We start from the raw sequence: 24,117 nt of genomic DNA, 5'->3' as shown, positions 1-24,117 counted from the left end.
GATTATCCTTCTAACTCCTCATCTCTATATTGATAAAGGAATACATCCTCTATATTAGGATTAACCCTAACCCATTTTTCATCATTATTCCCCTGGCTTATGAACCTAGCTTTCATTATTCCACTATCTTGCTTTTCTGATAATAAAATATATTTCTTTCTAAACTCTTTACTTTCCTCAAAGGTCATTGAGGTTTCATAAACCATGCCATCTAAAGTGCTACATATATTTTCTATGGAATCCTTATATAAAATCTTATGATCCTTAATCATAATTACCTCATTAGAAATAAACTCAATATCTGAAACTATATGAGTTGAGATTATTACTATTCTATCTCTTGATAAATCACTTAGTAAATTTCTAAATCTAACTCTTTCCTTAGGGTCTAACCCTGCTGTCGGCTCATCTAAAATTAGTATCTTAGGATCATTTAACAAAGCTTGAGCTATTCCAACCCTTTGAATCATTCCTCCTGAAAAACCCTTCATTTTTTTATTCTCAACATTTTCTAAGGAAACAACTTTTAATACCTCTTTTACTTTTTCTACTGCATCTTCCTTTTTTATTCCCTTTAAAGCTGCTAAATATAGCAAAAACTTTCTTGGTGTATAATTTCTATAATATCCAAAGTCCTGAGGTAAATAACCTATAATATCCCTATACTCTCCATCTAATGAAACTATATCTGTACCCTTATAAAGTATTTCTCCACTAGTTGGGAAAATTAATGTGGTTAATAGTTTAATTAAAGTTGTCTTTCCAGCCCCATTAGGAGCTAAAAGAGCATATACCCCATTATTAAACTCTAAATTTATATCCTTAAGGGCATAAAAACTTCCATATTTCTTGCTTACATTATTAACAACTAACATAAAATTTCTCTCCTTTTTTTATACCTATAATTTATTAATTCCTTCAAATTCTTAACATATAGAAATATACATACAATAGAAATTACTATGTGAACATATATTGGAACTTCCATTAAAAACTCTAAATAGTACTTCTCATTTCCAAAACTTAAAAGTAAGTTTCCTAAAATCCACCCTACTATAATAAAAGCCTTTGAAAATACACTTTTAAACCTCATTAGTGCATATATAAATACTGTTGAAAATAGAAATAAACCTGTAACTGACAATATTATTAGCCTTAAGGCATTTAAATCTTTATTTGATATACTCATAAAAACTATAACTATTGTGTTTATTAAGATGCTTCCAAGGCTAAATATAAACATTCTTAAAGCTGAAAGTTGATACAAATTATATTTGCAAGTCATTTCTAACTGAAAAACACCCTTTGTTTTTGAATTATAAAATGAGAATAAAATCACACTAAGATAAAGTATTGGTGAAGATATAAATATAAATTTATATAAACTTCCTACCTCTCTATTATTTAAACTGGTCATTGAAAAAAATAATACAAATATTCCAGATAGTAATATAATTCCTAGTTCAGTTTTATCATGAAATATATTATTAAAGCCTAAATCTTTAAAAGCATTTCTTAAGTAAGCGAAAAATGTCAATTTAGGTTTAACCCCCTCATTAAGTATTTCATCTAATTCCCCTAAATTTAATTCTGGAACCTCTATTTCTAAATCTATATTCTCAATATTAAACTCCTCTTTTTCTCTATTCATTCTTCTTCACCTCCAATATCTTCTTTATCTTTTTAATACTTGAATAATATTTAGTTTTAACTGTAGATTCTGACATATCAATTAGAGAAGAAATCTCTAAAAATGTCATTCCTCCAAATATCTTTAGTCTTAAAATTTGCTGAATGCTTGTATTTAAAGTATTAATAATCTCTAATATCTCCTTAGCATCCTCCTTAAGCTGAAATGATTCTTCCAAATCATTTTCATATCCTACTAATCCTTCCTCAAATTCATCTACAACAGTAACATATTTATAATATGTAGATCTGTAATTATCGATTATCTTGTTACTGGCTATTTTATAAAGCCATGTCCTAAAGGAAGCCTTTTCATCATCAAATCCCCCTAAGGATTTAAGCATAGAAATAAATATTTCTTGAGTTAAATCCTTAGATAACTCCTCATTAGAGGTTTGTCTAAAAACATAAGCAAATATCTCCTTATAATAAAACTTAACAATTTCACCAGCTGCTTTTTTATCATTATTCTTTTTTACAAGGGTTATTAATTTCTTTTCATTAATCCGTCTCACCCCACCATCTTCAGTAAAATTCATCCTAAACTTTAATAACCAAAAATTATATATAATTTTCTCTTCAATATCTTTACACTTATTTATTCGTAATAGATAAGGAAATAGTTTTACTTTTTTAGAAAAATTTTATAAAAAATTTCTCTAAATCATATATTAAAATATAACAAATAAAACTTACAAACATATTATTCTAATAAATTTTAATTTATTATCTCTTTTAAGAAATTTTTATCCCTTAACTATAAATATAGTCAACTAATTAAAAAAACATCATAAATATTCCAAGTAAAACTGAAATTGTTACAAGTATATAGGGAATATTTGTTTCCCCTGTCTTTTTAACTTTAATAATAATTGCAATTATTGATATAGATCCAAATAACCAAGATATAATTTGTTGCACTACATAATTTGTTGGTAAACTAGTTGCATTAAGGTATGCTATAAGAATTGACCATATAACTAAAAAATAAAATACTACATTTTTTAGTTTGCTGTTTTTCAAGAAAAAAAGCAAAGAAATTCCTAATATACTTAGTACTAATATAAATACATATAATATTAATAAATATCCAAGTGCCATATTTCTTCCCTCCTTTAATAATGTTTCTCTATACTTTTATAATATCCTGAAGTTATTAAAACAATTATGAAGTTAATTTATAATCTATTCAAATGTTAACCTATACTTTTAATTAATACCATAAATATTCACTTAAATTTCTTTAAATTTTATCAATTAATTAAAAAAACAGTATATAATGTATTTATAATATATGGTATATCTTACATAAATATCATATAAAACTAAAGTTAAAGACAATAAAGTAATCAATAATGTTAAATTAAGATACTTTAATTAATATAAACTACTTAAGGAGATGCTCTTATGAAAGTTTGTCCTAATTGCAAAGAAAACTTTCCATATACGGATTTAATACTTGCATTATGGGGATTTGCTGGTTGTGGGTATATCAAATGTAAAAATTGTAATACTCAATACAAGGTTACAAAAAATTCTAAAGTATTCATTGCCTTATTAGCCTTATTCCCTTATTTTATAGAAGGATATATATTTTCTTTTGATATTTTTTATTACATTATTTATCTAATTATTATTGTTCCCTTATCCCCATTTATGATTAGACTAAAAGAAAATAATGATAATGAGAAGTATATAAAACTTTAATTAAAACTAATTTCAATATATAAAATTTTATATATTGTAACAATAAGCTAATTTTTAAAATAATAAACTAATTATACTTTATAAACTAAACATATAATTTTTATATTAAATTACATAAGTTTTAAAATTAAGGCTATAAATTTAGAGAGGTTATGAAATGAGAATACTAGATGATATAACTAAATTTATTTTTGTTTGTGATGAACCAAAGCCTTGTGACTTAATCTTTATACCAGGTTCATCCAAATACGAGGTAAGCGAAAAGGCTAGTTTATTATATAAACAAAGATTAGCAAAATATGTACTTCCTTCAGGCAAGTTTTCTTGTAAACTAGAAAAATTTCCAAATGAAAAAATAATAAATAAAAAATATGCTGGTAAATATGAATCTGATTGGGAATTCTGTAAGGAAGTTTTATTTAGAAATGATGTTCCATTAGAATCCATTTTAGTTGAAAATAAATCAACTAATACCTCTGAAAACGCCTTTTTCTCAAGGAAAGTTACAGATGATTTAAATATAGAAGTTAAAAGTGCTATATTATGTTGCCAAGCCTTTCATGCCAGAAGGGCTTTAATTACTTACTCTTTAGCATATCCTAATACACAATTTTATGTTGTTCCAGTAGAAACTCAAGGAATTTCTAAGGATAACTGGTATAAATCTGATTACGGCATAAATAGAGTTCTTGGTGAGCTAAGAAAATGTGGCTCTTATTTTGAAGAATATATAAAAGATTTAAATAAAATTATATAAAATTAACGCCTTATTTTTAAGCTTATTAATTTAAATATATTAAAAGGAGTTTTTATATGTTTTCTAAGAAAGAAAAAAGATTTGAAAATAAGTTTATAGAAAACTTAGATTTTGGAACAATAATTGTCTTAGTGGATAAAAAAACTGGAGTAAATTATCTTTTAGCTCAAGGTCTAAATGGCTGCAGTTTAACCCCTTTACTAGATTCTAAAGGAAATGTAGTTGTGGAAAAATAATAAGATTAATTCTTTAAACAATACTATATGAAAACCACTTTAAATTAATATTCAATTAAAATATAGAGTATAAAAAGAGATATCATATATTTTGATATCTCTTTTTCATTGATTTTACTATTCAATTAATGATATTTTTATTAATTTTCCTTTAAATCGAAGAAATTAAGATTAATTTATAATGATTATTTATCCTGCCTATTTCTTCTAATTACTTTTCTTTTGTAAAAAATCATTGCTACACCTATTCCAATAGCTATAACTCCAATTATTACAATAACTATTCTTCCGCCCACTGAGCCAGTATTAGGTAAGAAACCTGAGTGTTTAACCTTAACTTTACATGTATCTTTAAATCCACCATCCTTAGTTGTTACTGTTATTTCAGCTTCTCCTGATGATTTAGCCTCTATATTTCCATTCTCATCAACTGATACAACCTTTGGATTGCTTGATATCCAAGTAACATCTTTGTTTGTTGCATCTTTTGGACTTATTTCAGCCTTTAAAGTATATTTTTTACCTTTTTTAAGGTTTAAATCTTTCTTATTTAATTTGACGCCAGTTACCTTAATTTCTTCTGGAGAAGTGGCTTCTTTTTCATTTACCTTAACATTAATTTCCTTAGTTTTTGATGCCCCTTCACTATCTGTTACTTTGTAAATTACTTTATAATCTCCAGACTTTTCTGTGTCCACATTATTTTCTATAACCTTAATATCCTTTGTTATATCTCCATCTTCCTTATCCATAGCTGTTACACCCTCCATTGGATCAAATTTATCCCCAACTGTTAATGTAACATCTTTAGCATTTATTTCTGGAGCATTATTTATAACTGAAGGTGATATACTATCATTTTTAAGAGCTAAGATAGCAGTTCCTCCATCTTCCCTTGAAGGGGCTTTTACAGTTACATTTCCATCTTTGCCTATTGAATATTCATTTCCACTATATAAGTCTTTAACCTTATCTCCTTCTTTGAAATTTGTTTTAAAACTTATATCTTTATCTTCATTTTTAGTGTTTAATACAACAAATAGGTTTTGTCCATTTGTAATATTTTTCTCTTCATTATTTTCACTTAGATTCATAGGCGTAATTTCTTTTCCATTATAGCTTCTTAATACTACTGAATACCCTTCTTCATTGTTTCCTGCAATAGTTTTTCTATTTCCCTTTGAAAATACCTTAGAGTATTCTTTTCTTATATTAAGAAGTTTTTCATAATGATCATGAACCTTTTTATACTTAGGATCATTTAATCTTTCAAAATCCATATCATATCTATTTTGATCTCCTTGTTCAAAGCCATTCCATCCTGACATTCCAAGTTCTTCTCCATAGTATATAACAGGGATACCCTTATCTGTTATTTGAAGAGAAGCAGCAAGCATTTGTTTGCCTAAGTCATCTCCTACAGTCTTTAAGAATCCATCTTCATCATGACTACTTAAGAATTGTCCCATTAAATTGATATTGCTTATTTTACTTGCTCTATCATCTAAATAAGCTGAAGCTCCCTCAATATTTCCATTTACAAAATCTCTTGCTTTTCCTTTATAACCAAAGTCTAATAAAGCATCCATTTGTCCATTTTGAAGTTGTCCTCCATCGTTATTTATATCAGCTCCAAAATATTCACCAATAGTTTTAAAGCTTGGGTTTATTTCTGTTAATTTATTTTTAAATGCCTTCCAAGTTGTATTATCAACATGCTTAACTGTATCAACTCTAAAATAATCAATAGTATTTCCTTTTTCAGTCTTTAATCTTTCAATCCACCCTGTTTGCCACTCTATTAATTTTTCTCTTACTTCTGGATCCTCTGTTTTAAAATCTGGAAGTCCTGCTGACTCTTGAGTTATAAAATCATTTCCTGGATTCTCTCTAAACATACCTTTAAACTTAGCTCTATCTTTCTCTGTTGGATAGTTATTAGCTCCACTATTAGCCTCTTTATTTTTCATTCCATAGCCAGCATGATTTAAAACAACATCAACCATTATTTTTATTCCACTATCATGTGCTGTATCTATTAATGTTTTTAAATCATCCATAGTTCCTAAATGTGGATCTAATTTTTCAAAATCCTTAGCCCAGTAACCATGATATGAGTATTGAGTTTTCCCTTGTGAGAACATTTGATTAAAATCAGTATTCTCAACAATAGGAGTTATCCAAATTGTGTTTATTCCAAGTTCTTTTAAATATGGAATCTTATCTGTTAATCCTTTTAAATCTCCTCCATGATAAGTATATGGATTCTTCTTATCATAGTTATTTCCATGAGGATCATCATTATTCTTATCTCCATTAAAGAATCTATCTGTTACTGTAAAGTAAATTCTAGATTCATCAAAACCAAAGTCTAAAGGTCCAACTCCAACCTTTGATTTAACAGTTAAATTTCCTAATGCCTTATGATTTTCACCATTTTTATCAACTATTGTAACTGGTATTTCTTTTTCTCCAGCTACTACATTATCATTTATTCCAATGCTTTGGCTTAATGAATTATCCTTTAATAAATTTAAATCCATTAACACCTTATTAGGGCCACCTACATTTGTAAGGTCCATATAAACTTCTTTTATATTTTCTTTTTTAGCATCACTTCCACTTAATTTTAGATTTACAAGGGCATTTTCATCATAGTTAACCTGATTATTTTTGAAAGTAACCTCTCCATTTATTTTTAATGGAGAATATTCTATTGTTTGTTTTTCAGTTTCAACTGTTTTACCATCCTTAGTAACTAAGAAACTATATTCATAAGTTCCAGGTTTTATATCCTTTAATGAATATGCAAAGAACTCATTTTGTGAATCATAATCCATATCATAAGTCTTTGTATCCTTAAATAATATTCCTGGTGAAGTAACCTTAACTTGAACCTTATCTATTGAAGATTGATTACTCTCTTCATATAAAGCTTCATCCCTATATTTAAAGTTAATATTTCCTTCTTGTATTTCAGCATTTTTTATAGCTGGAACTTGGAAGAACTCTCCCACTCCACTCTTAACAGTTACCTTTGTTACATTCATTGATGGATCTATTTGTATATATCTATCTGATTCATATGGATCTTTTTCATCCCATCCAGTACCCTTTCTTAAAACAAATCCAACCTGAGTTACATCTGGTGCTATTTCAAACTTAGATATTGCTTTTCCATCTTTTATTTGAGTAAAGTTTTGTTGACCATCATTTATCCCTGTTTGCCAAGTCCAAATATTCCATCCATCATAGTTTTTATCATCTCTAACATAAGTGAATTCTATATACTTTTTAGTATATTTTTTAACTTCTATTTCCTTAGTAGCCTTAGCCTTTCCACTCTTAGCTGTTATTTTAACTTTGCCTTCACTAATTCCTTGAACCACTCCTAAAGTTGATACTTTAGCTATGCTTTCATCTGAAGAGAACCACTCTATGTTTGCCCCTGAGATTACTTGTCCAAATTGATCCTTAACAATTCCATTAAGTTGAATATCCTTCCCTGTATAAACTTGATTTGGACCATTTAATTCTAAAGAGCTTGGAACAAGATGAACAACCTCTACTTCTACGTCCTTAGTTAAACTTCCAGAGTTTAAAGTTATAATTGACTTTCCTTCTTTTAAAGCAGTTACTTTTCCATTATTTGAATCAACCTTTATTACTGAGTCATCTGAAACATTCCATTTTATTTCTGCATTAGGAATTATTCTTCCATTTTGGTCTTTAATTACTGCCTTCAAGAAATTTGAAGCTCCTATATCTAATTTTAAGCTTGAAGGAGTAACATCTATAGATGTTGGAGTTTGTGCTTCTCCTTCTACACTTTCATCATAAAGAACCTTAGCTGATAAAGGTGCAACCTTTACTGAATTTACTCCCTTAAGAGATTCTAAGACACTTGTTCCAGCCTTGTGTTCATTTACTACCACATTCCAATCGCCTTCATGTGGAAGAGAAATTTCCTTCTCAGCATTATTTCCATTATAAGCCACCACTATATTCTTCCATGAATCTCCATTAGCAAAGTTTTTAAGTTGAAATACAACTATATTATCATTAGCTTTAGTTACTACTAAATTACTTTCAATAGCAGCCTTTGTATCCATTCTAAAGGCTGGATGTGATTTTCTTAAAGATATTAATCCTTGGTAATAATCAAATACTCCACTAAACTTTTCTTTATTTTGCCAGTTTATTTTATTTATAGCATCTGGACTCTTATAGCTATTGTGATCTCCATATTTACTTCTTAAGAATTCATCTCCAGCTTGGAAGAATGGAATTCCTTGTGAAGTTATTGTAATAGCAGTTGTTAATATACTTCTTCTTACATATTCATTATCTAAAGGATTAGTCTCTGTTATTACACTATATGGTTTAGCTTTCTTGTTAACTGCCTCTTGAACTGAAGAATATTTATTAGCATCTTCCCCTGTTAAAACTCCATCTCTCATTTCTAAGAAACCTGCAGCTTTTTCTTTGCCTGCTGCCTTTATAATCTTATCCCAAAGATTTAAATTATCATGAGCAGTTACATAGTTTATTGTTTCACTTGGACTATCAGTAAAATCATCAACTGATCCTTTAACCCCAGCTACTATAGCTCCTTCTTTACCACTAGCTCCAGTGGCAAATCCTTGTCCTGCTCCATCACTATCACCTTTTATAGCGTTTCTAAAATTATCATTAAATACGGCAAAGCCCTTACCTTTTTGGCTTCCCTTTAAAGTTTGTTGTTCTTGTGGAAGTGCACTTCCTCCAGCTTGCCATGGTTCACCATATATTATTAAACTTGGATCAATTTCATTTCTTAACTCAGTTGTTAGTTCACTCATAGTTTTTGTATCTATTAATCCCATTAAATCGAATCTAAATCCATCAACATCATATTCTTTAGCTAAATACTTAACAGAATCTTTTATATATTTTCTAACCATAGGTCTTTCTGTTGCAACTTCATTACCACATCCTGATCCATTAGTGTATTTACCTTCATCATTAGTTCTATAAAAATATCCTGGTACAACTGGATCAAAAGGTGAGTTTTGACCTATTCCATAAGTATGATTATAAACCACATCCATAACCACTCTTATTCCATTTTTGTGAAGAGTTTGTACCATATCTTTAAATTCTCTTACTCTTGATTTTGGATCTTCAGCATTTGTTGAATATGATCCCTCTAAGGAATTATAGTTTTGAGGATCATATCCCCAGTTAAATTGAGGCTTATTGCTTATTTCATTAACTGAAGCATAATCAAAAGATGGTAATAAATGAACTGTTGTTATACCTAACTCTTTTAAATGATCTATTCCTGTTTTAACATCAGTTCCTGGAACCTTTGTTCCTTCCTCTGCTATCCCTTCAAATTTACCTTTATTATTTATTCCTGAATCTTTAGATATTGAAAAATCTCTAACATGCATTTCGTATAAAATTGAATCTGTAGGATTTAACATAGGAGGTTTCTTTACACTTCCCCATTCTGATGGGTTTGTAGATGAAAAATCAATTATAGCCCCTCTTTGGCCATTAGCTGAAACAGCCTTGGCATATGGATCTATAGCATAATTTGTTTTTCCATCTGAAAAGCTTACTTTGTACATATAGTACTTACCTTCTAAGTCTTCATCTACTTTTAGGCTCCAAACTCCTTTATTCTCCTTCTTCATAGAAATTTCTCTTCCACCAGTATTATCTGTTACTTTTCCATTTTCATCATAAGTTCCCTCATTATCATATAATACTAAGCTAACTTCCTTAGCTGTTGGTGCCCATAATTTAAATGTTGAAGAATCTTTTTTGTAAGTTACCCCTAAGTCATCTCCATTGTAGAAATATTCTGGATCATCTAAGATTTTTCTCATAGTAACCTTGGTTGCTCTAAAGCTATTACTGCTAACTTCATAATCATGACTTAGATCAATTTCTGGAGTACTAAAGAATCCTTTCTTTAAAGTTAATTTAACTTTATTATCAGATACTTTAATTGCACTTGTTTTAATTTCCTTATTATCAGTCTTATCAATTAATTTGAAAGAATCTAACTCTGAATCTTCTATATTTCCAGCAGAAGTAACTAAAAGGTCTGTTTTACTATCCATTAAGGCAGATATTAATTTAGGTGAGGTATCTACATCCTTCTTATCATAATAAATATTTTCATCCCCTTGTATTAGCCATACTTCTACATTATTTCCATTCTTAACTTCTATGGTTCTATCATGTCCAACATCTTTATCTTCCCAATTTCCTTTTCTAATAAGGAAGTTTAATTTATCAGATGGGAATTTATAGACTGCTCTTGTGAAGCCTTTTTCAGCTTCATCTTTTTTATTGAAGTCATAACCTTTTCCTTCTCCACCTGTTTGCCATAACCATAAATTCCAATTATCATAATTACCATCAAATCTATAATAATTTATTGTATAGGTATACATTTGAGATAAAATAGCAAGTTCTTTACTAACTGAGTATTTTCCATCAGTAGCTTTAATCTTTATTTTCTTACTGGAATCTACATCCTTAGAAACTTTTAAAGTATTTTCTTTAATAGATACTCCACTTACTGGTTCCTCTAAAGACCAATTAACATTAGCTTCTTTTTTATTCCCTTCAGTGTCATAGATATATGCAACTAACTTTGTATTGCTACCTACTTCAACACTTGATTCTCCACCTATTTCTAAACCTGGCATATTTAATACTGAATTTCCATTAGCCATGACCTTATTAGATGGGTCTGTAAATGAATTATCCCAATTATCCTTATTAGGTTTAAACTTATATTCATAAACTCCACCAGTTAAAGGTATTGTTACTTTAAATACACCATCTTCTCCCTTTTTCATTTCAATTTGCTTACTTGTATCCCAAGATACCATAGATCCTATAAGATACAAGCTATCACCATTAAACTTAGCACTAAAAGTTACTGTTCCATCCTCATTTACTACAGGACTTTTTACTGAATCTGGCTTGTTTTCACTTTCTCCTTGATTTCCATCATTATTATCTTCACCTGTATTTTCATCACCTTTTATTCCTAATGCCTCATTTATTTCTTTAGTGTTATTTATTTCTTTAGTGTTATTTATTGAATCGTATATTTTATTATTTTTTAAATCTGCTACAAAGATAACATTTCTGTCCTCTGGCACATTTAAAGTAACATTTCCTTGAGATGGTATTCCTCCATTATCCCAAGAATGATTTACAAGGCCTTTATACTCATAAGTTCCTTTTTTCATTACCTTAGAATATAAAACCCTATTTTCATCAAGATTATGCATTTCAAAATTTTTGTTATTTACATCCCAATCTCCATTTCCTTCTCTAACTGTTCCTATTAGGGAAACTGTATTAGAAAGACTTGGATTATTTATTGAATCCTTAACATAATTATCTAAATAATTGCTTAGAATAGTTATGTTTTTAGTACCCTTTGGAATTACTACCTTAGCATTTTCTGCTACTTCACCATTATTCCACTCTCCATTATATGAAACTTTGTATTCTAAACTTATATCTTTTCCTCGTGCACTCTCTTTTATAGGGAAAGTCTTTTTATACATACCTCCACCTATATAATCAAGCTTCTCGGTATCGTTACCAGGATTCCAATCAGAAGCCCCATCAATTATATCCTTTATATTACCTGCTAAAATAGCCTTAGTTTTAAATTGATCAGGATTATTTATTGAATCATCTACCTTTTTATTTTTATAATCCAACCTAAATATTACCTCTGAATCTTTTGATAAATTCAAAGCTATGTTTTGACCATTATTACCATAGCTCTCATCCCAAGTTCCATTCATGGCAATTTTATAATTATAATTTCCTGCCTTTAACTTTAAAGCCCCTTCATATAAACCATTTTTATACTTTTTCAGCACTCCATTCATATTTCTTGGATCCCAATCGGAACCGTTACCACTTTCTTTTAAAAAATCTCCCACAACTACAGCAAAAGCTTCACTCTCATTCTTAACTAAAGTCTTTTCATTTGCTTTAGTATTATTATTTTCTACTTCAGCCATTACTGGCATATGAGGTAAAAAACTAAACAAGAATGTAAATAAAACCAGCATAGAAATAGACTTAATCTTTTTACTGCTATTCACTTTATAAACCCCTTTCTTATTTGAATTTTAATAATATATTTTAATATTAACACTTTCATAATAACGTTTTCAATATTTTTAGAAATTTTGTAACATTATACAAAAGCAACTAAATTAAGCTTATATTTTAAATATACTTTTATTGATTATTTTTTAAATATACATATCTCTTTTCAATTTTATATACTTTAAATAAATATATATTATTAAATATCCCTTTTATTTAACAAAATAATTCCCATATAAAAGAAAAAATGGTATATTATTTTAGAAAACAAAACTATTTTATAGAATTATATATTGATTAAAAAATTTAAAGCCTAAAGGCATATTTAGTGAATACAATAAAATCTATATGAAATACAAAATAGAAGAATCACTTTAAAATATAAAGACTTTATTGCTTATTTTAATATAAAACTATTAGCAAATTACAAAGTATAATAATTTAAACTTTAAAAATAAAATCACAAATAAATTAATAAGGGGGAGAATACAATTAAGGTAATAAGAAGATTAATAATTTTAGTTTGCTTAATTACTATTTGTTTTATAGGCTTTATTTGCTTACCTAAAAGCAAATATTATTTTAAAGATATAAGATCACTTGTTAATGAAGGCAAAGCTGAAGTAATAGAACCAAATCAAAAGATAAGAATAGATGATGATTACTTAATAATAAAAAGAATTATTAATACTGAAGATGAGTCATATATTAGATATAAACAAGTCAGAACTACTCTAGGCTGGTCTTTCTCAGAAAGTATCTTTAGAATATTTGATGACAATGGAGAAGAATATATAAAAACAGCTATAAGCTCCTCTACAAGTTTTTGGGTAACAGAAGGATTAATACTACTTGATAAAAAGATCAAGGAAGACGTAAAATATTTAATTATTAAAATTGACTGGTATGATAGACAAAATAAAATAAAAATTCCACTTAACAAAGAAGGTGAAGCTAATGAAAATTTATAAAAAATATAGTGCTATTATAGAATGGTTTTTGGCAATAATACTTATCCTCATTTGTTCTAAAATAATTTTCCCTGGAAGCTTCACTCCTCTAAAAGCACATGAGCAATCAGAAAAGTCAGTTTATTATTGCCCTTCAAATATAATTAAAACTATAGACTTAGGTAAAGAAAAAATATATCTATGTAAATATAAAGATTGGTTTTCAATAGATGTTATTAGAAAAGGGCTAATTAAGTGGCATCCAGTTAATTATCCAGCTGGATATCCAATAGACTACTCTAAGCAAGTAACTTTTAATACTTATACTTCAAAGCCTACAAAAAACTCTGAACCTATAGCTAAAATATACGGTTATGTAAATGACCCTCAAATAAAAAATATTGTATTAGAGGACAATAATAATAAAATCATTTCAAATTATGAATTGGATGAAAATAAAATGTTTATTCTTACTTCACATACAAATAATGAAAAAAATAAAGCTAACTATATAAAAGGCTTAGATACTAATGGAAATATTATATACGAAGAAGAGCTTAAATACTTTTAACCTAAATAGAAACAAGGTGCTAATATTTAGCACCCTGTTTTATTTTTATCCATTAAAGATTACTAACTATTTAATGTCCTAATTAAAATTCATATTAATTATTTATTGTAATAAAGTAATATTTTTCTATAAAGCTAATTCCATACTTATATTTCTTTTTTTCATTCCCAAAGCTTCATAAAATTTAATAGCTCCTTTATTGAATTCCCAGACAACTAATTGTAATGTGTTTACTCCTTCTTTTTTTGCAAAACTTATAATATGCTGAAATAAAAATTTTCCTATTCCTCTTTTACGATACTTTTCCTTAACACAAAAAGTATCAATTAAGGCAGTTTTTACAGGAGTAAGTATTGGTATGTTTCTAGGTCCTACTATTTGTATAAGACTAAAAGCTACAACCTCTTTACTTTCTCTTTCCTGAACTAAAAACATCTTGTATCTATCATCCTCTAGAATTTCTTTAAATTCCTCTTCTGATAAGGGTTTATCAGTTTCATTGTACACATCTGGTCTATTTTTAACATGTAAGTCATGTACCTCTCTAATAATTTCATTTATCACCTTGTAATCTTCTTTATCTGCAAATCTTATTTTGTATTTCATTTTGTCCTCCTTAGAGTAAATTTAAAATATAACTTCTAGCTTAACTCATAGTAATTATAAAATTATTTATCATGTGTATTAAGGTTAAAATCCAAAATGGAGATAATTTTTTAGGTTTATAATATGTATAAGAAAATACCATTATTATTGCACTAGGTATCACACAAAAAATATATATTAGACTGTAGTAATGCAATAAAGCAAATATTAGTGCAACTAATAATGAATATTTAAATTTGCTTTTAATAAATTTTTTGCTTAAATTTATTAATCCAATTATTAAAAATGACTCTATTATGGGTCCTACTATACTAGCAAAAATAATTCTTACACTAACACTCTCATTAATTAAATTGCTTCCAATAAATTTTCCACCTAATTTAATATATATATCTATTAATTGCCCTAAAACAACATCAATTAATAATATAAGTGCAACCATAGAGATAACAAATAAAAAATCCATTAGTATTTCTTTTAATAATAAGTTCTTACATTCTTTTGTTTTTTCCATTATAAATCCTCTTTTCATTAATAGTATAAATCTTTAAAACAACTCTATTTAAATTTTTCCATATTTGTTTATATAATATAATTATAAAAATAAATTCATATTTTTTCAAATATAAGAAGATTCTTATAAATAAAAGCTATAAAATCTCAATAATTGTTAAATGTAATAAGTTTGACAATTAAAATTCTAACTGTTAACATGATAATAATGAGGTGATTATATGAATAATAATACTATTTATACAAACTTAGTTAGCACTATTGCTAGAAAATTAAAGTTTTCAGCAGATAAAAAGATTAATAATTTAGGATTAAATTCTCAACAAGGTAGAGTTATACAGTATATTTATGAACATCAAGATGAAGGACTAATACAAAAGGACTTAGCAAATGTATTTGGAAGAACTACAGCAAGTATTACAAGTATGCTAAAGGGCTTAGAAAAAAACGGATACATCAGAAGAGAAATCCCCTCTAATAATGAAAGACAAAAGAACATATATGTAGAAAAAAAAGGTATAGATCTTATAGAAACATTCAATAAGAATTTTCTTGAAATTGAAGAGGATTTAACTTCCTCACTTACAGAAGAGGAAAAAGAAACTTTTCTAAAAATACTTACTAAGATTAATACTAACTTAAAATAAAGTGGTGATTTAAATAAATAATCATCACTTTTTTTATTTAAATAAGTTGACATATTTATTTTTTAAGAATATAATCAATTCATAAATTAGAATTCTAACTATTAGATATATTACAATAAATATTCTAATATTAAATAAATTTAAATTCATATTAAGCTAAAATTTATTCATTATAGAACTTATTTTTTATATTAATAGTTAGATTTCTAATAGTTTGAATTTATGCAAAGGAGGCCACTATGGAAAATACAGAATCAAATATTAAATATTTAAAAGATGAACCAATAAAAAAAGCTATAGCTCATCTATCTATACCTATGATGATAGGTATGTCAGCTGGTACTATTTATAATGTAATTAATGCTTATTTTATAGGCTTAATGAATGATACAGCAATGATTAGTGCTATCACTTTAGGCTTACCAATATTCACTGTATTAATGGCATTTGGAAACATGTTCGGTGTAGGTGGAGGAACATTTATAACAAGATTAGTAGCAAAGAATGAAGATGAAAAAGCTAAAAAAGTCGCAGGCTATACATTTTATGCAAGTATAATATCTGGAATATTATTAGGAATAATTGCCTTCTTATCAATTGGACCAATAGTTAAATTATTAGGTGCAGATGCAAATACACTTAGTTATACAACTCAGTATTCAACTACACTTTTTACTGGTGGATTTTCAATCATATTAAATTTTGCTCTTGAACAAATAGTAAGATCAGAAGGTGATTCTAAGGAATCTATGTATGGAATGTTCATAAGTGTAATTATAAGCACAATACTTGATGTATTATTTATATTAATCTTAAATATGCATGTATATGGAGCTGCTCTATCAATTATTTTAGCAAATATAGCTTCTTCAATTTATTATATTTGGTATTTGGAAACAAAGAGTGAAAATCTTAAAGGATTTCTACACTTCTTTAAACTTAGTTTAAAAGATCAAACTGAAATATATAAAATTGGAGTATCTGAATTAATTCAATCTGCATTTTTAATTGTAACCACCTTATTATTAAATAACTTTTCCATTCAACATGGAGAAGGTGTTGTTGCAAGTTTTGGTATAGCACTTAGAATTGTTCAGATTCCAGAGTTTTTTACCATGGGTATAGTCTTAGGGGTAATGCCACTTATAGCATATAATTTTTCTAATAAAAATCTATCTCGCTTAAAGGAAAGTATAAAGTATTCTACTTTATTTATATTTGTAATTTCAGTTTTATTTGCAGGGATTGTATATATATTTAGGAATCAGGTTATGCACGCTTTCTCAAGTGATACCTCTGTTCTTCAAATAGGTTCATATATCTTAGTTGCAATGTTAATATCAACTATATTTAATGGACTTACTGCTTTGTTTATGACAATATACCAAGCATCTGGCGAAGGAATAGCAACAGGCATAATGGCTATAAGTCAAGGATGTTTATATATCCCTGTAGTAATAACTCTTCATTATTTTTATGGACTTCATGGATTAATCTGGTCCATGACAATAACAGAAATTACAACATGTTTAATAGGTATAGTTTTATTTATTATCTATAACAAAAAACTCAAAAAAATATAGAGATTTAAAATTACTTTTATAATATAAATAATCCTTAATATATTAATATAAAATTTATGTATTTTATCTTTTAAAATTTAATTATTTATTAATCACTAAGTATATACAGATTAAACTTTAAACAAAAGTACAAGCTTAAAAGCCTGTACTTTTATTTTATCTATTATTAAATTATTTATATTCTAATTAAAAGCACTTTTTACAAGCTACATACCCTTGAGCTTCAGCTTGTTGTCTAGTCATTTTTATAGCACCTTCCATTCTATGTGCTGTTGGAGTACTATGATATTTATTACTTTTGTGTCTTCCTCCATTTGCATATACATAATCTGAACTTTCTTCTTTTACTGGTACTGAATCATCTGATGATTCATTTTTATTAGGTGCTGAAGTTGTTGGTTCTTTAGTAACTTTCTCATTATAATTTTTATTAGAGCTACTTTGAACTTCTTTACCAGAATCTTCATTTGCTACTATTGAACTTTTACTCTCTTCTTTAAAACTCTCATTAGCTGATTCTAAATTACTATTAGAAGTATCACTACCTCCCTTAACAGAATCCTCCTGTTTAGCATTATCTTTACTAACTTCAGTTTCATAATTATTTTTTGTTGATTCATTGTTTTCTGATTGAACAGTTGTTTCTTTGTGCCCATTATTTGATTGATCTTCTCCTGAACACCCCCCCACAAAAAAAGCAAGTAGAAAAACTGTAATTAAAATTAATAATATTTTTTTCTTCATATATAATTTCTCCTTAGTTTAATCCAGCAACTAATAATACCATAAAATTTATTTTAAGTTAAATTTAATCATTTTTATAAATGTATATATTATTTAATTAACTTATTCAAAGTCTTATTATCTATAAAAATTCTATTTTTTTCTTTATATTCCTTAATATTCATTAAATATTTTTCTATTAATAACACTTATCTATTGCTTATTTATTTTAATAAATAATACAAATTAACATTAAATTGTAAAAATTAATATAATTAATATAAAAATTTACTATGATCTTGTACAGAATTTAACAATTTAAAACATAAATAAGGTATAATTTATATTGTTAAGAATTATATTTTTACTTAGATATCTTGAAAAATCGAGGTGATTATTATGAAGGTAAGAATTATAAGGCCTTCTTAAAATACTAATATCAACTTATAAAATTAAGAAAGTTTTTAATAAAGGAGGAACTTAAGATGAAATCTTTAATGAGTTTTATTCCAATGATTTTATCACTAGCAATTGCAACTTTTATTTTTATACCTATAAATAAAAGTTTAAAGTTATCAGATAAAATAGCAAAAATTATTCCTACAACCCCTAAATTTAAACCACTATTTTTTGTGGTATGTATGTTTTTACTTTTACTTATAATAGGGCTACTTGGTTTATATGTAATACCAATGAATGACTTAACTTACTACATATTAACTGGAATAATAGCAGGTATTGGTATTAGCATAACAGTTGAAATTTCACCAAAACATCACAAATAAAATAAGACTATTAAATAGATAAAGAGGGTAAGTGAAAACTTGCCCTCTATTTATTAATAACACTAATTATTTTTTGCTTTCCATTCATTTAATTGTTTTTGTATTTCATCTTTAACTTCATTTATACCTGAATCATTTAATTTCTTATTTAAATCATTTAGTCCAACTTCAGGATCTATTGAACCTGTATATAATGCTCTTTCAAATTCCTGTAAAACATTATTTATAGCAGAAATTTGATTTGAAACGTTTTCCGAATTAAATTTAAATCCTAATATTGGAGAAACCTTAGCTGAATTATTGAATTTTTCAAAAGCCTCCCACTTATCTATAGGGTCATTTTCTGAAACATAAGTACCAAGTAAGTTTCCATATGCCCAGCTAACAACATCATATTTCTTTCCATCAAATTTCTTTATTTGCTTGTCATTTATTTTTTCATAATGTTTTCCCTCTATTCCAAACATCAATAAGTTTCTTAAATTTGTATCAGTATTTACTAAAGTCAATAACTCCATTGCCTTCTTAGGATGTTTAGAGTTAGCAGAAATTGCAGTCATTGCACCAGTTGTTGAATTATTAGTTATATATGGTGGTATTATTGATGAAGTTACTACTTCCCTACCTAAAGATTTTCCCCATATATTTTCAGCATATGGTTGTCCATCTGCTTTCCATACAAATCTTTTTACTTCTGGTTTCATATCAGTTACTGCTGCATCTTGATTTATGTATCCAGCTTCATAATATTCTCTTAATTTTAATAACATATCCTTCATTTCTTTTGATTCAAATTTATTTGTTACTGTCAAATTCTTATCATTATAGAATATACCTAATGGATTTACTATATCATCAAAGTCTAAAGGAATTGAATCTCCTTGAGTATAAAATGGAATAAAATCCGGTTCTTTTTCTTTTACTAATTTTAACCAAGGTTCTAAATCGTTTACTGAATGTATATTTTCATAAGGAATATTATACTTTTCAACAAGCTCTTTATCAAATACCCACATAGGTGCTAATGCTATTTCTTTTTGATTTGGAACAGCATATATTTTACCATCTATCTCTGCACCCTTCCATAACTCTTTGTTTATTTCTTTCTTTAATGGTGCTCCTTCTGTATCTAATAAATCATTTAACTCTAAAAAGGCTCCTTTTCTAGCATATTCTAAATAAGGAAATGCCCAAGAACATGTAAAGGCAAGATCATAAGGTTCCCCTGAATTACTAATAACACTCATTTTCTTAGTATAATCCCCAAAAGGTATATGTTTTATATCTACTGTAGCATTTATTTTATCTTTTAAATATTTATTTACTTCTTCTTCAACAATGTCATTATCAGCTGGCTCATCACCTATAACATACCAAGTTAAATTAACAGTTTCCTTACTTTCCTCTTCTTTGCTATTTCCACAGCCTGTAAGTATTAAAGATGAACATACAATACCACTTAAAATCAGTGATAATGCTTTTTTTCTTTTTATCATATTGTCCCCCTCCTAATAATATCTTATCCGCTTTCGAAAACGTTTTATATAAAGAATTTTACTATTTAAACTATTTAATATCAATAATTTAAGTCTAATATTTTAATACAAAAAGAATACTTTATATAATTTGTTAATAAATTATATAATTTGTACATACATTTAAAGAAATATTTCTATTTCACTTCCCCTGTAAAATCACTTAAATTTATCTTTTAAAATCCTCTTTATCTATTTTTAAACTATTATTTTAATAAAACATAGTTTATCTATGTATCATTTCAAATAAAAAAATACTCCCTTTAAAATAGATTTTTATAGTTTCTTATCTACTTTAAAGGAAGTAATTTACTTATACCTATATTTTTATAGTGACAAAGATTGTTTTTATAATTTATAAGCTTAAACTATGTAAAATAAATTATTATTAATAATTTTCAGCTCTTACTTCAAAAAATCCTTTGGCATAATTACATACTGGGCAAACCTCTGGAGCCTTTTTACCAATAACAAGATATCCACAATTTAAGCATTCCCACATAGTTTCTTCTGATTTTTCAAATACCTTTTTCATCTTTATATTGTTTAAAAGCTTTCTATATCTATCTTCATGAGATTTTTCTATTTTAGCAACCTCTACAAATTTTTCTGCTAAATCAAAAAATCCCTCTTCTTCAGCCTCTTTTGCAAATCTAGCATACATATCTGACCATTCATAATGCTCTCCTTCTGCCCCATGTAATAAATTTTCTTTAGTATCTCCTAAATATCCTAACTCCTTAAACCATAGTTTAGCATGTTCTCTTTCATTGCCAGCTGTTTTTAAGAATAGTTCATATATTTGTTCATATCCTTCATTCTTGGCTACCTCTGCAAAGAATGTATATTTATTTCTAGCTATGGACTCCCCTGCTAATGCATCCATTAAATTCTTTTCTGTTTTTGTTCCTTTATATTTATTACTACTTTCACTAGATGATTCTGATTTATTAGAATCTTTATCATCTACCTCTGATTTCTCTTCAACTTTTACAAAGGCTGAAGCTGGACTCTTGCAAACTGGACATATAAATCCTTCTGGTAATTCTCCTTCTTGTATATATCCACAAACTGTACAACGATATTTTACTGATTCACTCATTTTTTCTCCTCCTAAATCTTTACTTCTATCAAAATAAGTTGTATGTAACATTTCCTCAGCAAGATTGCTTAAAGGTTTTTCATAAAACTCCTCATATAACTTTTTAATCTCTTCATTTTCATAGCTAACTCTTAATTTCATGCTTGAATCTCTTTTATATAATCCATCTATACGTTTTTCTCTAAGTTTATCACCCTCAAATTTTTTATCTTTAGGTTGTCCCCCTCCACCTATGCATCCGCCTGGACAAGTCATAACCTCAATAAAGTGATATTTCTTATCCGAATTTTTTATCTTTGAAATAAACTTTAAAGCATTTTCAGTTCCATAAATAACAGCTATGTTTATTTCTAAGTCATTTATTTTAAAACTAGCTTCACGAACACCTTCAATACCTCTTACAGACTCTAAATCATAAAAATCTTTAGGTGGATCTTCTTTGGTAATATATTTGTATGCTGTTCTTAAAGCAGCTTCCATAACTCCACCTGTATTAGCAAATATAACACCAGCCCCTGAAGCTTCTCCCATTAATTTATCAAAGTTACTATCCTCTAAAGAATTAAAATCAATTTCTTTTTCTTTAGCCCAAATAGCTACTTCCCTAGTTGTTATAACATAGTCCATATCACGCATATCTTCTATGCCATAATATCTACCTGATGCATTCATTTCTTCTCTTTTGATTTCAAACTTTTTAGCTGTACATGGCGTTAAGGCTACATTTACAATCTTAGAAGGATCAATTCCCATCTTCTTTGCAAAATAAGTCTTTATTGTAGGTCCTTGCATACCTATAGGACTCTTTGAAGTTGAAATATGCTCTAAGATTTCTGGATGAAAGGTTTCAGCATATTTTACCCAAGCCGGACAACAACTAGTAAATTGAGGTAGAGGTTTATTATTTTTAGTTATACGCTCTACTAATTCACTTGCCTCCTCAACTATAGTCATATCAGCAGCGAAATTAGTATCAAGAACATAATCAAAACCTAACTTACGAAGTAATGCTATCATTTTACCTTGAACAAAACTTCCATCATTCATATTAAATTCTTCACCTAAAGATACTCTAACAGCAGGCGACGTAGAAACTATGACTATTTTATCTTTATCACTTATCGCATCTTGTACCTTTTTATAATCAAAAACCTCTGTAATACTAGATGTTGGGCATACATTCGCACATTGACCACAATTTATACAAACAGCAGTATCATTAGTTTTCTCCAAAGAATAATGACCATTTACTCCTATATAATCTGTGCATATATTTTTGCATGAACCACATTTTATACATTTCTCTTCATCTCTACAAATAGATGGATTATCCTTCTCAATAGCTACACGTATATCCGTAGCTAAATGTTTACCCATAGATTTTCCTCCCCTTAACCTTAAACTTTTGTTTTCTTATTTCATATAATATTAACCTCAAATACATATTTTTTCAATTAATGTATTTAAATACTATTATTTATTTTTCATGCATTTATTAACTTTTTGTTGATAATATGAACTTTATTTTAATACAATTTTAATTCTCTATAGCTTTTATCTATAAATTTTAATTTATAGATTTCTAGTTTATATTTATTATATCTATGTTACCTAATAGTAACCTTATTAAACTTAAGCCTATTAGGATATTTAAGTTTTAAATTCCCCATGTCACTAATACAATAATCTTGTTAAACTTTAAGCTTCTTCTTATAACAAAAAAATCTACCATTAAAACTTTATTGTTTAAAATGCTTTTTAATAAAAAATTAGAGTAAGCCCTAATATATTACCTTAAACCTACTTAATCAAAAGTATACTAATTTACTGCAATATAATTTAAAACCTACTCTCTACTTTATTCATCTCTAAAATCATATTTACCATTTGGTAAGTCTATATTATGATTGTTTATTGAAATAGTATCATTATCAATCCAAATCATATTTGCCTCATTTATATGATAATCCCTATATATCTCTTTTTTACTCTCTCCTTCCCTTAAATAACATTTAACTGACCAATCTACCGTAGCCCCCCCATTAATAAGATAAGCTTCAATCTTATACTTTCCGTCACTAGATACTGTTTCTCCTAAAAACTCTTCACTTACTTTAAACCTCTCATTAAACTCTCTTATTGATGATGATATTTTAAAAGTAGCTACACCTAAAAATATTAAAATGGTAATAATATAAACTCCTAATCTAAAGTTAAAATTCTTATTCTTTAAATATTTATTCTCTCTTTCCTCCATAACATTTCTCCTAACATATTAAAATATAAACCTTAGATTAATTTTATATAATTTCCCCCATTAAATCCACCAATATTTAACAAACTAACCCTTTAATAATATATGTAAAACTCATCTAATAAACCCTTAATAAAAATAAATTTATTAATATTACTTATATATTAAGTGCCTAAAATTCATACCTTATTAACCCTCTATTAATACATTTACTTACTTTTATGCCAATTTCGTTAACTTTTCGACCAGTTGCGCAAAACCTATTGATTAATTTATTATTATTTTTTAATATAAGATTAAAATTTAAATTTAAATAA

At 27.2% G+C, this 24,117-nt stretch carries 18 protein-coding genes; 7 read left to right on the top strand and 11 right to left on the bottom strand.

Translation table 11 applies throughout. The features are described 5' to 3' along the window. Window positions 1-2: 2 nt before the first annotated feature. The 4 genes from CPF_RS05375 to CPF_RS05360 all read right to left on the bottom strand — a co-directional run bounded on the left by CPF_RS05375 (window position 3) and on the right by CPF_RS05360 (window position 2,790). Window positions 3-875, bottom strand: coding sequence for an ATP-binding cassette domain-containing protein (locus CPF_RS05375; RefSeq protein ID WP_011590561.1), 873 nt, complete (start codon window positions 873-875; stop codon window positions 3-5). Then, on the bottom strand, window positions 869-1,651 hold the full coding sequence (locus CPF_RS05370) for a membrane protein (RefSeq protein WP_011590560.1): 783 nt from the start codon (window positions 1,649-1,651) through the stop codon (window positions 869-871). The genes CPF_RS05375 and CPF_RS05370 overlap by 7 nt, the downstream gene beginning before the upstream one ends. Continuing rightward, window positions 1,644-2,228, bottom strand: a complete 585-nt coding sequence (locus CPF_RS05365) for an RNA polymerase sigma factor (protein ID WP_004457096.1) — start codon at window positions 2,226-2,228, stop codon at window positions 1,644-1,646. The genes CPF_RS05370 and CPF_RS05365 overlap by 8 nt, the downstream gene beginning before the upstream one ends. A gap of 238 nt (window positions 2,229-2,466) precedes the next feature. Continuing rightward, the gene (locus CPF_RS05360; protein WP_041702646.1) at window positions 2,467-2,790 is read right to left on the bottom strand and encodes a hypothetical protein; all 324 of its coding nucleotides are present in this window, start codon (window positions 2,788-2,790) and stop codon (window positions 2,467-2,469) included. Between the two features lie 306 nt (window positions 2,791-3,096). Here CPF_RS05360 and CPF_RS05355 point away from each other — a divergent pair, with 306 nt between their 5' ends. The 3 genes from CPF_RS05355 (at window position 3,097) to CPF_RS05345 (ending at window position 4,389) form a co-directional block, all read left to right on the top strand. Then, window positions 3,097-3,396, top strand: a complete 300-nt coding sequence (locus tag CPF_RS05355; RefSeq protein ID WP_011590558.1) for a TIGR04104 family putative zinc finger protein — start codon at window positions 3,097-3,099, stop codon at window positions 3,394-3,396. Between the two features lie 157 nt (window positions 3,397-3,553). Beyond that, window positions 3,554-4,153 (top strand): YdcF family protein, encoded by a 600-nt coding sequence (locus CPF_RS05350; RefSeq protein ID WP_003477519.1) that lies wholly within the window; start codon window positions 3,554-3,556, stop codon window positions 4,151-4,153. A 56-nt stretch (window positions 4,154-4,209) separates the two neighbouring features. After that, window positions 4,210-4,389 (top strand): DUF6440 family protein, encoded by a 180-nt coding sequence (locus tag CPF_RS05345; protein ID WP_011590557.1) that lies wholly within the window; start codon window positions 4,210-4,212, stop codon window positions 4,387-4,389. A 185-nt stretch (window positions 4,390-4,574) separates the two neighbouring features. On the opposite strand, the gene pulA is transcribed toward CPF_RS05345, so the two are convergent. Beyond that, a complete protein-coding gene (pulA, locus tag CPF_RS05340; RefSeq protein ID WP_041702645.1) occupies window positions 4,575-12,524 on the bottom strand; it encodes a type I pullulanase in 7,950 nt (2,649 codons plus the stop codon). A 964-nt stretch (window positions 12,525-13,488) separates the two neighbouring features. Here pulA and CPF_RS05335 point away from each other — a divergent pair. Continuing rightward, window positions 13,489-14,052 (top strand): hypothetical protein, encoded by a 564-nt coding sequence (locus CPF_RS05335; RefSeq protein ID WP_011590555.1) that lies wholly within the window; start codon window positions 13,489-13,491, stop codon window positions 14,050-14,052. Window positions 14,053-14,178: 126 nt separating this feature from the next. On the opposite strand, the gene CPF_RS05330 is transcribed toward CPF_RS05335, so the two are convergent. Further along, complete coding sequence (locus CPF_RS05330) at window positions 14,179-14,658, bottom strand: GNAT family N-acetyltransferase (RefSeq protein WP_003451929.1); 480 nt, start codon at window positions 14,656-14,658, stop codon at window positions 14,179-14,181. A gap of 40 nt (window positions 14,659-14,698) precedes the next feature. Continuing rightward, window positions 14,699-15,172, bottom strand: coding sequence for a CPBP family glutamic-type intramembrane protease (locus tag CPF_RS05325; protein ID WP_003480821.1), 474 nt, complete (start codon window positions 15,170-15,172; stop codon window positions 14,699-14,701). 220 nt (window positions 15,173-15,392) lie between these two features. On the opposite strand from CPF_RS05325, the gene CPF_RS05320 reads away from it, so the two are divergent. Continuing rightward, window positions 15,393-15,818, top strand: coding sequence for a MarR family winged helix-turn-helix transcriptional regulator (locus CPF_RS05320; protein ID WP_003456311.1), 426 nt, complete (start codon window positions 15,393-15,395; stop codon window positions 15,816-15,818). A 239-nt stretch (window positions 15,819-16,057) separates the two neighbouring features. After that, complete coding sequence (locus CPF_RS05315; RefSeq protein WP_003480819.1) at window positions 16,058-17,401, top strand: MATE family efflux transporter; 1,344 nt, start codon at window positions 16,058-16,060, stop codon at window positions 17,399-17,401. A gap of 186 nt (window positions 17,402-17,587) precedes the next feature. Here CPF_RS05315 and CPF_RS05310 read toward each other — a convergent pair whose 3' ends face one another. Next, window positions 17,588-18,145 (bottom strand): hypothetical protein, encoded by a 558-nt coding sequence (locus CPF_RS05310; RefSeq protein ID WP_003460380.1) that lies wholly within the window; start codon window positions 18,143-18,145, stop codon window positions 17,588-17,590. 464 nt (window positions 18,146-18,609) lie between these two features. On the opposite strand from CPF_RS05310, the gene CPF_RS05305 reads away from it, so the two are divergent. Beyond that, a complete protein-coding gene (locus CPF_RS05305) occupies window positions 18,610-18,909 on the top strand; it encodes a hypothetical protein (RefSeq protein ID WP_003460376.1) in 300 nt (99 codons plus the stop codon). 62 nt (window positions 18,910-18,971) lie between these two features. Here CPF_RS05305 and CPF_RS05300 read toward each other — a convergent pair whose 3' ends face one another. The 3 genes from CPF_RS05300 to CPF_RS05290 all read right to left on the bottom strand — a co-directional run bounded on the left by CPF_RS05300 (window position 18,972) and on the right by CPF_RS05290 (window position 23,803). Further along, complete coding sequence (locus CPF_RS05300) at window positions 18,972-20,405, bottom strand: ABC transporter substrate-binding protein (protein ID WP_003480817.1); 1,434 nt, start codon at window positions 20,403-20,405, stop codon at window positions 18,972-18,974. Window positions 20,406-20,832: 427 nt separating this feature from the next. Then, window positions 20,833-22,923 (bottom strand): rubrerythrin, encoded by a 2,091-nt coding sequence (gene rbr, locus CPF_RS05295; protein ID WP_011590552.1) that lies wholly within the window; start codon window positions 22,921-22,923, stop codon window positions 20,833-20,835. 481 nt (window positions 22,924-23,404) lie between these two features. Next, on the bottom strand, window positions 23,405-23,803 hold the full coding sequence (locus CPF_RS05290; protein ID WP_011590551.1) for a DUF5412 family protein: 399 nt from the start codon (window positions 23,801-23,803) through the stop codon (window positions 23,405-23,407). Window positions 23,804-24,117: the final 314 nt, after the last annotated feature.

It is taken from the genome of Clostridium perfringens ATCC 13124, assembly GCF_000013285.1.
Taxonomy (GTDB): domain Bacteria; phylum Bacillota; class Clostridia; order Clostridiales; family Clostridiaceae; genus Sarcina; species Sarcina perfringens.
Note: the sequence above shows the minus strand (reverse complement) of the source record. Positions and strands in the feature narration are given on the sequence as shown.